Source organism: Rahnella sp. RFA10(1/100), from assembly GCF_004195115.1.
Classification (GTDB): Bacteria; Pseudomonadota; Gammaproteobacteria; order Enterobacterales; family Enterobacteriaceae; genus Rahnella; species Rahnella perminowiae.
The window spans coordinates 1-15,908 of the sequence record NZ_SEWR01000017.1; the positions used below are offsets into that span (position 1 = coordinate 1).

Here is a 15,908-nt window from a genome sequence, read left to right on the forward strand (position 1 = left end):
GGCGTGGCGGGCGATAATCAGACCAATGACACCACGCCGGGCTTTGCGATCGCGACCGACAGTGATGTGGTAACGGTCACGGTCAGCATTGACGGCGGCGCGGCGCAGGCGGCGGTACAGGACAGCGCCGGACAGTGGCACTTTACTGTACCGTCGGCCCTCGCTGACGGCGAACACAATCTGGTGGTGACGGTGACGGATACTGCCGGTAACAGTACGTCCGGTGAGGCATTCGCCTTTACCGTGGACACCACGCTGAGCCTGCCGGTTATCAACCTGACCGATGCGTCCGACAGCGGCGCGGATATGACCGACAACATCACCAATAACACTACCCCGGCCTTTACCCTGAGCCAGATTGACGCGGACGCGGTGACGGTCGAGGTGCTGATCAACGGCACCGTGTATCCGGCCACGCAGACCGGCGGGATATGGAGCTTTACCGCGCCGGAACTGACCGACGGTGACTATGCTGTGCAGGTGCGGGTGACCGACGACGCGGGCAACGTGGCCACTTCCGGGGCGCTTGACGTGACGGTGGACACCGCCATATCTGCGCCGGGGGTCACCCTGAGCGACGACACCGGCGTGGCGGGCGACAACCAGACCAATGACACCACCCCGGGCTTTGCGATCGCGACCGACAGTGATGTGGTGACGGTCACGGTCAGCGTGGACGGCGGCGCGGCGCAGGCGGCGGTGCAGGACGCGGCCGGACAGTGGCACTTTACTGTGCCGGCGGCCCTCGCTGACGGCGAACATAACCTGGTGGTGACGGTGACGGATACTGCCGGTAACAGTACGTCCGGTGAGGCATTCGCCTTTACCGTGGACACCACGCTGAGCCTGCCGGTTATCGATCTGACCGATGCGTCCGACAGCGGCGCGGATATGACCGACAACATCACCAATAACACTACCCCGGCCTTTACCCTGAGCCAGATTGACGCGGACGCGGTGACGGTCGAGGTGCTGATCAACGGCACCGTGTATCCGGCCACCAAAGAGGGCGATGTCTGGAGCTTCACCGCGCCGGCACTCGCCGACGGTGACTACAACGTACAGGTGCGGGTCACCGACGACGCGGGCAACGTCGCGACCTCCGGGGCGCTTGACGTGACGGTGGACACCGCCATATCCGCACCGCTGATTACCCTGAGCGACGACACCGGCGTGGCGGGGGATAACCAGACCAATGACACCACGCCGGGCTTTGCGATCGCGACCGACGCGGACGTGGTGACGGTGCTGGTCAGCATTGACGGCGGCGCGGCGCAGGCGGCGGTGCGGGACAGCGCCGGACAGTGGCACTTTGCGGTGTCTGCCGCCCTCGCTGACGGCGAACACAACCTGGTGGTGACGGTGACGGATACTGCCGGTAACCGCACGTCCGGTGAGGCATTCGCCTTTACCGTGGACACGACGCTGAGCGTGCCGGTTATCGATCTGAATGACGGTTCAGATACCGGTGCGAGCACCACCGACAACATTACCAACAACGCCACCCCGGCTTTTACCCTGAGCAACGTTGACGCGGACGCGGTGACGGTCGAGGTGCTGATCAACGGCACCGTATATCCGGCCACGCAGACCGGCGGGATCTGGGGTTTTACCGCCCCGGAACTCGCCGACGGCAACTATGCTGTGCAGGTGCGGGTGACCGACGACGCGGGCAACGTCGCGACCTCCGGGGCGCTGGACGTGACGGTGGACACCGCCATATCCGCGCCGCTGATTACCCTGAGCGACGACACCGGCGTGGCGGGCGATAACCAGACCAACGACACCACGCCGGGCTTTGCGATTGTTACCGACGCGGACGTGGTGGTGGTGACGGTCAGCGTGGACGGCGGTGCGGCGCAGGCGGCGGTGCAGGACGCGGTCGGGCAGTGGCACTTTGCGGTGCCTGCCGCCCTCGCTGACGGCGAACACAATCTGGTGGTGACGGTGACGGATACAGCCGGTAACAGCATTTCCGGGGAGGCATTCGCCTTTACCGTGGACACCACGCTGAGCGTGCCGGTTATCGATCTGACCGATGCGTCCGACAGCGGCGCGGATATGACCGATAACATTACCAATAACACTACCCCGGCCTTTACCCTGAGCAACGTTGACGCGGACGCGGTGACGGTCGAGGTGCTGATCAACGGCACCGCCTACCCGGCGACAAAAGAGGGCGATGTCTGGAGCTTTACCGCGCCGGAACTGACGGACGGTGACTACAACGTGCAGGTGCGGGTGACCGACGACGCGGGCAATACCGCGACCTCGGCGGCGCTGGATATCACGGTTGATACGACCATTTCTGCCCCGGTTATCACGCTGAGCGACGACACCGGCACGGCGGGCGACAACCAGACCAATGACACCACGCCGGGCTTTGCGATCGCGACCGACAGTGATGTGGTGACGGTCACGGTCAGCGTGGACGGCGGCGCGGCGCAGGCGGCGGTGCGGGACGCGGCCGGACAGTGGCACTTTACGGTGCCATCCGCACTCGGTGACGGTGAGCACAACCTGGTAGTCACGGTGACGGATATTGCGGGCAACAGCATTGCCGGCGAGGCGTTTGCCTTTACCGTCGACACCACGCTGAGCCTGCCGGTTATCGATCTGAATGATGGTTCAGATACCGGTGCCAGCACCACCGACAACATCACCAACAACACTACCCCGGCGTTTACCCTGAGCAACATCGACGCGGACGCGGTGGCGGTCAGCGTGCTGATCGACGGCACGGCCTACCCGGCCACGCAGACAGCCGGTGTCTGGAGTTTTACCGCGCCGGAGCTGGCGGACGGTGAGCACAGCGTGCAGGTGCAGGTCACCGACGACGCGGGCAACGTGGCGACTTCCGGGGCGCTTAACATGACGGTGGATACCGCTGTTGCACCGGTCACGCTTGTACTAAACGCCGGGTCTGATACAGGTGCCAGCAACAGCGACGGCGTGACACATGATGCCACCCCGACGTTTACCTTCAGTAATATTGCGGCAGATATGGCCAGCCTGACACTGGTGCTCAGTAACGGGGCTGAATACATCATTGATCTCAGCAACGGGAACAGTTTTACGCTGCCGGTTTCTCTGGCAGACGGTGTTTATACGGCAACCGCAGTGATTACCGATGTCGCAGGCAATACGGCATCCAGCCCGGTCAGCTTTACGGTGGATACCCAACTGACCGTCCCCGTGATTGATCTGGCTGAAGCATCCGACAGTGGCAGGTATTCGACAGATAATATTACCCGCGATACCACCCCGGCCTTTGTGTTGAGCAGTATCGATGCCGACGTGGTGACCGCAGAAGTTCTGATCAACGGCACGGCCTATCCGGCGACCAAAGAGGGCGGCCTCTGGGGCTTTACCGCCCCGGTACTGGCAGACGGCGATTACAGTGTGCAGGTGCGGGTAACTGACAATGCAGGTAATACCGCCACTTCCGTGGCACTGAATATGACCGTCGATACGGCGATTAATGCACCGGTCATTACGCTAAGTGATGATACCGGTACATCAGGGGATAACCAGACCAACGACACCACGCCGGGCTTTGCGATTGTTACCGACAGCGACACCGCGACGGTGATGGTCAACGTGGACGGCGGTGTAGCACAGGCGGCGGTGCAGGATGCCGCCGGGCAGTGGCACTTTACGGTGCCATCCGCGCTCGGGGACGGTAACCATAGCCTGTCAGTGACGGTCACTGATCTGGCCGGTAACAGCAGCGCCAACTCACTGGATTTCACCATCGACAGCCAGCTGTCAGTGCCAACGTTGGCCCTTAACAGTGAAGATGATTCCGGTTTCAGTAATACGGATAACCTGACGAATAATACCCGCCCGACGTTCGCTATTGGCAATATTGATGCGGATGTGGTCAGCGTGGTGATATCGCTTAATGGCAAAAGCTGGCCTGTGACCATTTCACAGGGCGCGGGTACTTTCACGCTGCCTGAAGCACTGGCAGATGGCTCGTATACCGTGCAGTTAACGGTGACGGATGATGCGGGTAATGAAAAAATCATTACCACGCCGCTGCAGATTGATACCGTGACAAGCGTTGAGGGTATTGCACTCAATGATGACACCGGTGTACTCAATGACTGGCTGACGAATGTCACCGGCCCGACATTTACCCTTTCCGCCCCGGCAGATGCACAAACCGTGGCGGTATCAGTCGATGGTGGTGCAGCAATCCAGGCTACCTACAGTGAAGGCGGCTGGGTTATCAATCTGCCTGACGGGTTAAGCGATGGCGAGCATACACTGCAGGTCACGGTAACGGATAAGGCCGGAAACACCGCGCAGAGGGACCAGATTTTTGCTGTGGATACCACGCTTGAACCGCTGGGTGTGGATATGCTGAATCAGGACGACTCCGGTACAGTTGACGATAACATTACGCATGTGACTACCCCGCGCTTCAGCCTGACAGGAGTACCGGAAGATGTATTCGGTATTACCGTAAGTCTCAATGGTGCCAGTTATTCCGTGACACCTCAGTCCGATGGCAGCTGGGTATTTATGCCTCCGGTCGCACTGGATGACGGCGAATACCAGCTTTTAGCGGTTGTCACGGATAATGCGGGTAATCAGCGTACCACCTCGTTCAGCTTCGTTATTGATACTTCAGTCTCTATCGACAACATCACATTGCTCAACGACACAGGGGATTCTTCTACCGACAGTATTACCAATGCCGGACAGCCGCATTTTAACGTCACCACCTCGGACGACGTAGTCACCATGACGGCAACCATTAATGGCATTGCCTGCAATGTCACGCAAACGGCCACGGGGATATGGTCAGTCACGTCCCCGGTATTGACTACCCCGGGAGATTACACCCTGACAGTCAATGTGACTGATGTGGCGGGCAACCAGACAACATCGACTAAAACCATTACGTTTGATAACCAGTTATCGCAACCCGTGGTTTCTTTCGTGACCGGCGATGATACCGGTTATGATACGAATGACCATCTGACGGGCAAAAATCGCCCGGGATTTGTTATCACAAACATTGATGATGACGTCACCGGTATGAGCGTTGTTCTCAATGGTAAAACCACCCAGATTTATGCAGACGGGACCGGAAACTGGACATTCACACCAGACCAGGTACTAAATGACGGAACCTACACACTGTCCGTCAATCTGCATGACCGTGCCGGTAATACCAGCAGCAAAGATTTTACCTTTACGGTCGACACCACGGTCGCGAAAGCCATCATTACAATGGATGAGCAATCGGATACGGGTGACAGCCAGACCGATCACCTCACCAATAACCGATCCCCTGAATTCACCTTCACCAATATTGATGCAGACGTCTACAAAGTTCAGGTAGTGCTTAATGGCACGACCTATGAGGTGAGCAAAGATCCGCAGGATGCCTGGCACTGGACCGCACCGGAACTCGCGGCAGGTACGTATACATTAAGCACGATCGTGACTGATAGAGCGGGTAACCAGAGTACGGAGTCGATGACTTTTGTCATTGATAATTACGTACAAATCGACAGTATCCAGATGTCTGCTGACACCGGTTACGCTGACAACGATCACCTGACGTACGATTCCCGTCCTGATTTTACTATTCAGGTCTCTGACGATGTTTCACACGTTTATGTTTCTCTGGATGGCACCACGCCGGTTGAACTGACCAAAACTAACGGCGAGTGGATCTTCTCCTGTCCGGCTGAACTCTCAGATGGCGCGCACGCGGTCAACGTTCAGGTCATTGATGCCGCAGGGAATAGGGCATCTCAGCAGGTTGATTTTGTTGTAGATACCACGCTCATGCCGGTCACCATCGATTTACGTGATGAGGATGATTCAGGCAACAGCAGCGTGGATAACTATACCCGTAATACTCAGCCGGTCTTTCTGTTCCAGGGCATTCCTGCGGATGCGCACAGTATGGTGGCAGTCCTCGACGGGCAACGTTACGAGATCGACCTGTCACTGTCGCCGGTGAGCTTTATGCCGCCAGCCTCGCTGCAGGATGGCAGCTACACCCTTGAGGTGGAGCTGACGGATAATGCCGGTAATACCGCAGAGTCTTCCATCATCTTCAACGTCGATACACAAACATCGGTGAGTGTAGATTTTGCTGCCGGTGATGACACCGGTCGCTCAGATAATGACAACTGCACAACGCAGAATATGCCAACCTTTGATATTGCGGTGCCTGAAGATGTCACCACCGTTCTGGTGGCGTTAGATAACGGTACGCAGACGTCCATTCTGAAAGACAGTTCAGGTAAATGGTTATTCACTACGCCGGTGCTCACTGATGGGGTACACAACATCGTGGTATCGGTGACCGATCGAGCCGGTAATACCGCCCAGACTACGCTCGACTTTACGGTGGATACGACACTGAATATGCCACTGATTGATCTGATCAGTGACAGCGGTTACCTCACTAACGACAATCTGACAAATGATGCCACGCCGAAATTTGAAATATCCAACGTGGATAGCGATGTCTGGTCCGTGGTGGTCTTGCTCAATGGCAAATCTTATCCGGCAAGCCGCGTGGACGGAACATGGGTATGCCAGATCCCGGATGCCGATGCACTGAGTGATGGCAACTATGTGGCAGAAGTAAGAATCGAAGATCAGGCCGGTAATACGCGTTCAGGCTCGTTAAACTTCATTATCGATACGGTTTGCCCTTCACCGGTTGTCTCGCTGAGTGATGCCGACAACAGTGGTGATAAGGGTGATAACATCACTAATGTTGCGCAACCTCGTTTGATCATCAGCGACATGCCTGGAGATATTTATCAGGTCAGCGTGACGCTGGGCGGAGAAACATGGCAAATCGAGCCGCAGGCGGGGGGCTGGGATGTCCCGCAAAGTCTGGCAGACGGAACCTATTCCGCCGTGGTCAGCTTCACCGATAAAGCCGGCAATACCAGTTCAACGACCTACAGTTTTGTCGTCGATACCACCGTGCAGTCACCGGGGCTGGTGCTGCTCGATGATACCGGCAGCAATGTGACCGATAACCTGACCAATGTCACCGCACCGAGATTTGAAATTACGGCAGCGGAACCGCTGGTTTCAGTCAGGGCCACGCTTAACGGTATTACGGTCAATGTAGAGCAACAGGATGGCCGCTGGATATATACGGCAGAAAGCCTTGCCGATGGCAGCTATACCCTGCAGGTCGAATGGGTTGATATTGCGGGTAACCATGTGACGGATGATCTGACGTTCACGGTTGATACGCAAATTCCAACGCCGGTGATCGATCTGAGCACGGACAGTGATTCAGGTAGCTCTGCGTCAGATAATATTACCAACGATCCTCAGCCTGTCTTTGTGATCAGCAACGTACCGGATGATGTTGATTCGATCAGGGTGAACATTAATGGTACGAGCTACATCGCCACCATGAATAGCGCTGACCAGTGGACCGTTCGCCCCAATAACCTGCCGGATGGAGAGTATACCGCCACGGTCATCATGACCGACAACGCGGGTAACCAGGCTGAAAACAGTATCAGTTTCGTGATAGATACGCAGATCGCCTTGTCGATGGAAATGGATCCGGCGTCAGATACCGGCGTTTCATACACTGATCATCTGACCAAGGATGTGTCCCCGACTTTTTCAGGCAACACCGAAAGCCATGCGCAGATAGTCATCAGTATCAAAGACAATAGCGGGACGGTCATGCAGACCGTTGAGCAGCAGGCGAATGCGGACGGTAGCTGGAGTTTCACTGCGGCTGATCTGGCTGACGGGCAGTATACGATTAGTGTGCGGGCCACTGACGTCGCCGGTAACTCGACCGAACAAAGTATGAATTTTGTCATTGATACGCTGGTTGCCACGCCGACTCTCGGGCTGACGGAATCTGATGCCAATAACTCCCATGAAGCGCTGGGGCTGGCACCTGAATTCAGCGGCATGGCAGAGGCGGGCTCAAATCTGTCGATTAAAATTGATGGCATGACAGTCGCCAGTGTCACGGTGTCGGCAAACGGGACCTGGGCCTGGACGCCGCCAAGTTCCTTCCTTTCCGGGGACCACGTGATTGCCGTCACGGCCACAGATAAAGCCGGAAATATTTCCTCGGAAACATCCTTTAGCTTCATTATTCCGGTGGTCGATCTTGATCCACCGACGGTGATGTTAAGCAATGATACAGACAGCGGCTCACTGGGTGATTTTATCACCAATAATACGAAGCCCGTGATCACGGGGATTACCCTGCCGGGCGTGACAGTCACGCTTTATATCAATGGCGTGGTCGTTGGCGCAGCACAAAGTGACTCCACAGGTCGTTACAGCTATGAGCTGCCGGTAATGGCTGAAGGCACTTACAGCCTGCAGGCAAGCATTATCGACCCGAACAGTCAGGAAGCGCTGCTTTCAGACAGTGCAAATCTGGTGGTCGATACGCACGTAGAACCTTTGGAATGGTCGATTTCCGGCATGACCGATGAAGGCTATATCAGCGACAACACCCCGACGGTAAGCGGGATATCCGAGCCTGGGGCGAAAATTAAAATTTATGTTGATGGCAAATTTGTCATTGAAACTTCGACGTCCAGTGACGGAACCTGGTCGGTCAGGCTTCCTGTCATTGGCAACGACGGTTCGCATGAGATTGCTTTTACCGTCAATGATCTGGCGGGAAATACGATGCAGATCGACCCGACGCCCCTTATTCTGGACTCCTATATCTCTCCGCTGACCCTTACTCTGCGGGAAAGTGACGATACGGGCAGCAGTTCAACCGACCTGATCACCAATAAAACCACGGTGAATCTGGAAGGGGTGGCCGAGGCCGGTGCGGTGCTGACTCTTTACGGAAAGGATGGCTCGGTACTGACCACATTAACGGTGGGAGACGACGGACAGTGGAGTTACAGCGTTGAACTGAGTGAAGTGGCCAATACGTTCATTGCGGTAGCTGAGGACAGTGCAGGTAACAAAGTCCAAAAAGACATTATTATTCAGTGTGACACGCATAACAGTATCAGTGATGTGGCGCTGGCCCGTGAGAGCAACAGTGGCGATATCGGTGATATGGTGACCAACGATAAGACGCCAACCTTATCGGCCATGACCGATCCGGGCGCTTCGGTGGATATTTATGTCAATGAGGTGAAAGTCGCCACGGTTGTCGCTGACGCCTCTGGGCTGGCCAGTTATACCTTGCCGGAAAGCGAGGACGGCAACTACAACGTGACGTTTATCTCCACCGATGCGGCAGGAAACACCGTCACCAGTGCCACCTCCGTTGTGGTGATTGATACTGCGGTGAGCGGGTTCGAGATGACTGCGCCACCGGAGCTGATTAATTCCCGTGCTCTGGAACTGACCGGGACCGGGGAAATTAACTCAACGGTTACGATACGGGTGAACGGTGCGGTTATCGGCCGTGCGTCGGTTGATGCCGAAGGTAACTGGAATATGCCGGTCGTGCTGGGGGAAGACGGTGAATATATTATTTCGGCTACCCTGACCGATATCGCAGGGAATGTTGTGGCGGGTGAAGATTATCCGGTGACGCTGGACAGCCATACCGATTATCCCACCATTTCGCTTAATGATGAGACTAACTCCGCATCGAAGGGCGACAATATCACCAATATTAACCCGCCTGCCTTCCACGGGACGGCGGAAGCGGGCGCGACAGTCAATATCTTGGTTGATGAAGTGATGGTAGCAACCATAGTCGCTGACGCTGACGGAAACTGGTCATGGGCCTACCCCGGCACCATGAATGACGGTGAATACTCTGTGCGTGTTATTGCAGAGGATGTGGCGGGAAATACCGCCGAGTCAGCCCGTATCCTGGTGACAATTGATACCGAGACAGACATTCAAATCCAGGGAATGGCCAACGACGGGGGTTACTATGCCAACGACTATTATACCGATTCTACCCGGCCGACCTTTAATATCACCGGCGAAAAAAACCAGCCAGTATCGGTCTACATTGATGGTGAGTATGTAGAAACAATTACGCCGGGTTCGATCAATTCAACCTATACCGTGCCGGCGGATCTGGACGATGGTTCGCATTCTATTCGTTTTGAAATAACAGATGCGGCAGGGAATACGGCGTCGACCGAGTCCCGTAATTTCACCATCGATACCGTCAATGATACGCCAATCGTGTTGACGACGATCAACGGTCAGCCTGTTGAGACAATCACCGTTGGGGACGTGACTTATCTGACGGATATCACCACCAACGCCACCCTGACCGGGAAGGCCGAAGCCGGAAGTTACCTGAGCATCACGGTGAACGGGTTAACGGTTAATCAGTTCTGGGTCGGGGAAGATGGCAACTGGACAGCCAGCATCAATAAAATGGTGCTTCAGGATGGCGAACTGAATATTAAATTCAATTCGACCGACAAAGCCGGTAATGAGAAAGAAACCAGCATGGTGATTGTTGTTGATACCCGCATTGACGCATTCAGCGTCAATGTTGAAGACAATAAATCCACCATCGCTGACAAATGGGCGCTGAACAACCAAAACGTCACCTTCTTTGGTCGCGGGGAGGCTGGCTCGACGGTGACTGTGTTCCTGGCGGGTGTAGCGGTTGCTTCCGTGATGGTTGCGGCCGATGGCACATGGGCAATGGAGCCGACCTCGCTGGCTGACGGGAATTATTCCCTGAGCTTTAAAATTGAAGATCCCGCAGGCAATACCCAAATCATCAGTCACGATGTCACCATTGATACCCAGGCACCGGCTGTGCCGGTGGTTGATACCTCGGCCTTTATTGACGGCAGTGGTCTGTGGGTCATGTCCGGGACTGCTGAAGCGGGCAGTAAGTTAGTGGTTGAAGATGAAACAGGGAAGGTTATCGCCAGCGTCACGGCGGACAGCAACGGCAACTGGAGCACGGTGTTTAATTATCCTGATGGCGGGAAAGTAACCCTCCATGCTGAAGATGCGGTGGGTAACATCAGCCCGGACGTGACTTTTGATGAGATGCGTGCGGTGCCAGCCCTGACGCTGGATATTGCCTCCGACAGTGGCATTATCGGCGACATGATCACCAGCAACACTATGCCGACGCTGTTGCTGCAAAACATCGAAAGTGATGTCACCCAGGTTGTGGTCACGCTAAACGGACAGAGTTATAACGCGCTACAAAGTGGTCAGGGCATCTGGAGCCTGACATTTACCGAACCGCTGCCGGAAGGCCGCTGGTCCGTCATGGTCACCGCAACGGATGCCGCCGGTAACAGCCAGTCTGCGACAGTGATACTGGAGATTGATCAGTCTCTGTCATTACCGGAGGTGGTGCTGGACGGAATGTCTGACACGGGTAGCGTGGGCGATATGCTCACCAATAACGCGACGCCGACACTGATATTGCAGGACATTGATGCGGATGTTACGCAGGTTATCGTGACCATCAACAGCCAGACCTATAACGCGGTGCAGGGGGAAGAAGGCGGGTGGAGCCTGACGTTGCCGGATGCGCTGCCAGAAGGCACCTGGCCGGTAACGGTCACGGTGACGGATGATGCGGGCAACAGTCAGACCACCGTGACTGAACTGACGATTGACCAGTCGCTCTCGGTGCCTGTGGCAGCGATGGAATCCGATACCGGCGGTGATCACATTGTGAATGACAACACGCCAGGCTTTATTTTGACTGACGTTGATGCCGATGCCGACAGCGTGACGGTTAACGTTAATGGTAACAACTATGATGCGCTTAAAAGTGATGACGGCGAGTGGAGCTTTACGCCACCTGAGCCTCTGACAGACGGTGAGTATCAATTAGTGATAACAACGACCGATGTAGCAGGCAACGTTAGCCACAGCGAACCTTTTGATTTTATTATCGATACGCAGATTGACACTTTTGACGCCCGGCTGGTTAACAATGAAGGCGATCAGCCTGATGAATGGCGCAGTGAAAGTCATACGCTCGACATTGCCGGACAGGGTGAAGCCGGGGCGACGGTATCGGCGAGCATTGATGGCGGTGAAGCCATCCATATTCAGGTGGATGAACAAGGGGACTGGTCATTACAGATGAGTGACATTGCCGATGGTACGCACTCACTGCAATTGGGCATTGTGGACAAGGCCGGTAACACACAACAGATCGAGTACAGCGTTACCGTCGATACGTCGTCGGCTCTGCTCATGGCAACGATGCAGGATGAACCTGAAAGCGATACAAACGATTCAGTAAGTCATGATCAGGCTGCTGCAGTCATGAGTGCTGAAATAATGACAATCACACCTATTGATAATACGACACATGATGATCAGCAGGTCGATCACCCGTAATTAACATGCCTCTGCTGTGGGTACAGCAGAGGTTTTTTGAGTAACAAACCATGAAAGCTGAATTTGAACAGTATGATTTAGGGCTGTCCGGTGCATTAACGTATATTGCGCGAAACTATGGCGCTAAAATTGAAATAAGAGAAGGTGATAAAGAAATATCACTGACCGAATATCATAAAGATGATGTTGAACATGACACACAAATTAAAAATTATTTCCTTTCATTAGGGTTGTCAGTTTCTGCAGTGCAATTTAGCCAGCCAGATGATTTGCTTAATGAAAGCATGCCGCTTTTGCTGCTGACGGCTGAAATGCAGTGGCTCATTTGTGTTGGTTGTATCGATAACAAACTTAAACTGGTCAATATGCAAAATGATATTGGACAGATTGAAATAGAACGCTCTGCACTCCAGCAGATGTCGGCGTTCTCATTGCAGCCGATCAGTGAGGTGGTGGATTCCATTCGCATCAGCCAGATTTTAAAAAATGGCCTTAAAAATAATAAAATATTTTACTCAAAATATTTTATCTCCTCATTGTTTATGGCGATGTTTGCGCTGACAATTCCTGTTTTCAGTAATCTCTATTATGACAAACTCGTGCCAGGCTCATCGAACGCATCTCTCTTCGGAGTGGCAGGCATCGTGCTGGTGTTCATTATCTTTGAGTTTCTGCTCAAATCCTCGCGTGACATTTATCAGTCGATAGTTTCCCGCAGGGAAGATATTGATATCGATGTTTCCTTTCTCGAGGCGCTGCTTTACGGCGATAAAAAAAACACGTCTATGTCTTCAGCATTTGTTCTATGGACTGAATTTCAAAAAATAAAACCTGTGCTACTTAACTCGGTTTTTCAGCGCGTGGCCGATGCACCTTTATTTATTGTCTTTGTGATAGTTATCTATATCAATCTGGGGCTGTTGGTTTTAATTCCGATCACAATTATGCTGATTTCACTGGGGCTGGCTTATGTTAATTTCCGCTACACCAATGTCCTGATGGAACGTGTGAAAGAAGGCCAAAGTAACCGGAATATGTTCATTACGGAAACACTCTATGCATTAAGAATGATCCACACATTGAATAACCGGAACCTGATGCGGGACTGGGTTAATAATGCCGATCAGCAGTCCTGGCTCAGTTTACAGATCCGCAAAGTAAACGTTTATTATCAGTCTGCGTTATCCACACTCTCAAGCCTTAACCAGATCCTGCTCATGTTATTTGCCTTCTTCCTGGTGACGAAAGGGGAAATCACCACGGGTGCGATTGTTTCTTCCGTCATCGTTTCGGGGCGTATGTCGGGTATTATTTCAGGTTTTTCATCGACTTTATTATCGATATTTACCACTAATAAAACCATCACCGATCTGCTGAAAATGTTTGTCCCTGAAAATACAGCCCCCCGCGAGGTCTTACAATCACTCTCACATTGTGAAGGGCATATTAACCTGAAAGGGGCCAGCTACCAGTATGATCCTCAGCTGCCGGTGATACTTGAAAACATTACCCTGGATATTCCTGCCGGACAGCGGGTCGCCATTATCGGGGAATGCGGTTCAGGTAAAAGTTCGCTGATCTCACTGCTTTCAGGATTCAGTATGCCTTTACAAGGCAGCGTCATGTACGACGGTTACAACACCCGGCATCTTGCCCAGCATTTTTTCTCGCGTTTCATCAGCGTTATCACCACCCACGATGCGTTATTTACAGGCTCGGTGGAAAGTAACTTCGCCCTAAAGAGCGGTGAAGATCGTAAGAAAACCGTGCAGGCGCTGGGCGTGACAAACTGTAATTTCGTGCTGCAACATCCCATGGGATTACGCTATCCCATCAGTTTTATGGCGAAGAATCTTTCATCAGGACAAAATCAGCAATTACTGCTGGCACGCAGCCTGAGCAGTGATGCGAAAGTTTTTTTGTGGGATGAACCGACGTCCTGTCTGGATGAACAAACGGAACAGCGAATTTTTGACAATCTGGATCATTTTGTTGCGGGAAAAACGCTGTTAATGGTCACTCACCGACGTTACCTGCTGAAGTATTTTGATCGTGTACTGGTGATGAAGAACGGAAAGGTTATCCGCGATTGTAGCCCTGACAAGCTACTGGCACCGGTGGCGAACGCTGAGGTTAAAAAAGCCCGGCCGGTGCGCATCAGTGTGCCTGCTGCCGGGGGAAATCCCGTACCTGATAAGAACGAAGGTTAATAAAATGCCCTGCTTGCGGGCAGGGCATTTTATTTTACAGGGGCAAACACAGCCGCCGCCAAACTGTTTAGCCAAATATGACCAGTAATACGGGGAACAGAAAAGGTGCGAGCAGGGAAGTAATAATCCCGCAAATCACCAGCGCCAGTGAGCTGAATGCGCCTTCCTGATAATCCATTTCTGCACAACGGGCGGTGCCCAGTGCATGTGATGCTGTGCCCATCGCCAGTCCGCGTGAGGCCTTGGTGGTGATCTTCAGAATATTCAACAGCGTGTGTCCAAAGACCGCGCCGAGGATCCCGACGAAAATCACGCATACGGCGCTGATGGCCGGAATGCCATTAATCGACTGCGCGGTGGCCATTGCAATCGGTGTGGTGACCGATTTCGGTAATACCGATGCGGCAATTTCTGGCGTTGCACCCATCCATAATGCAATCGCGGTCCCCGTCACCATCGCTACCACGCTGCCGATAAAGCAGATGCTGATGATGGATTTCCAGCGGGCACGGATCTGATGCAGCTGTTCGTACAGCGGGAAAGCCAGCGCCACGACAGCGGGTTGCAGCAGGTCATTGAGGATCTTGCTGCCTGCGAAATAACGTGCGTAAGGGATATGGGTGATCAGCAACAGCGGAATAATCACCACCATCGACATCAGCAACGGGTTGAGCAGGGGCATTTTAAGCCTGGTGGCTAATTTGCGGGTGGCGAAAAAAACCACCAGCGTCAGCGGCAGCGACCACAAAATATCAATCATTTTTATCCTCCCCTTTATCCGTCACCACACCGCGTTCCCCATGGATATAGTGGGAGCAATAGGCGACAACCAGCAACACCACCAGGGTACTGACCAGGCATGACACCACCAGCGGCCCGAACTGCGTGCGCAGTTGCGCATAATAATTCATGACCCCGACCCCGATAGGCACGAACAGCAACGCCATATAGCGGATCAGAATATTGCAGCCCGGTTTAACCCATTTGAACGGCAAAATTTGTGTGGAAAGCAGACCAAACAGGATCAGCATGCCGATGATGCTGCCGGGAATGGTGAGCGGTAACAGAGATGAAATCGCATTCCCGGCGAATAAACAGAGATAAATCAGAATAAACGCCCGGATATATTGGAATGCCAGAGAGATTGAGGTGCCCATGGTGTTTCACCCAGTTGAATAATGTATTCATCATACAATTAAGATGTGATCTGTGCCACAAAACGAAGTATGAAATTTAGGAATGAAGTGTATTCCAAAATGACGTTTGGTAAACGGGGAAAATAGGGGGGACATCCGGGTTGCTCGCTCTGCTCGCTGACTATGTTCCAGGTACAACAGCGACAGCCGCAAAGCTCCCTCCCCTGCGAAAGGGAGGGTTGGGGTGGGGTATTAATGG

4 protein-coding genes are annotated in these 15,908 nt (G+C 53.6%); 2 read left to right on the forward strand and 2 right to left on the reverse strand.

The features are described 5' to 3' along the window. Window positions 1–3: 3 nt before the first annotated feature. The gene (locus ETV65_RS24620; RefSeq protein WP_276320349.1) at window positions 4–12,303 is read left to right on the forward strand and encodes an Ig-like domain-containing protein; all 12,300 of its coding nucleotides are present in this window, start codon (window positions 4–6) and stop codon (window positions 12,301–12,303) included. A gap of 50 nt (window positions 12,304–12,353) precedes the next feature. Continuing rightward, window positions 12,354–14,513 (forward strand): peptidase domain-containing ABC transporter, encoded by a 2,160-nt coding sequence (locus tag ETV65_RS24625; protein WP_129955679.1) that lies wholly within the window; start codon window positions 12,354–12,356, stop codon window positions 14,511–14,513. Between the two features lie 67 nt (window positions 14,514–14,580). Here the strand turns inward: ETV65_RS24625 and ETV65_RS24630 are convergent, their stop codons facing one another. Both ETV65_RS24630 and ETV65_RS24635 read right to left on the reverse strand, forming a co-directional pair. Then, window positions 14,581–15,273: a CidB/LrgB family autolysis modulator gene (locus tag ETV65_RS24630; RefSeq protein ID WP_129955680.1), complete on the reverse strand. Its 693-nt coding sequence runs from the start codon at window positions 15,271–15,273 to the stop codon at window positions 14,581–14,583. Next, window positions 15,266–15,670 (reverse strand): CidA/LrgA family protein, encoded by a 405-nt coding sequence (locus ETV65_RS24635; protein ID WP_129955681.1) that lies wholly within the window; start codon window positions 15,668–15,670, stop codon window positions 15,266–15,268. The genes ETV65_RS24630 and ETV65_RS24635 overlap by 8 nt, the downstream gene beginning before the upstream one ends. Window positions 15,671–15,908: the final 238 nt, after the last annotated feature.

What these genes read in the sequence shown, in the direction of transcription:
- ETV65_RS24625 (WP_129955679.1), top strand. Translation starts at nt 12,354, where the DNA reads ATGAAAGCTGAATTTGAACAGTATGATTTAGGGCTGTCCGGTGCATTA.
- ETV65_RS24630 (WP_129955680.1), bottom strand. Translation starts at nt 15,273, where the DNA reads ATGATTGATATTTTGTGGTCGCTGCCGCTGACGCTGGTGGTTTTTTTC.
- ETV65_RS24635 (WP_129955681.1), bottom strand. Translation starts at nt 15,670, where the DNA reads ATGGGCACCTCAATCTCTCTGGCATTCCAATATATCCGGGCGTTTATT.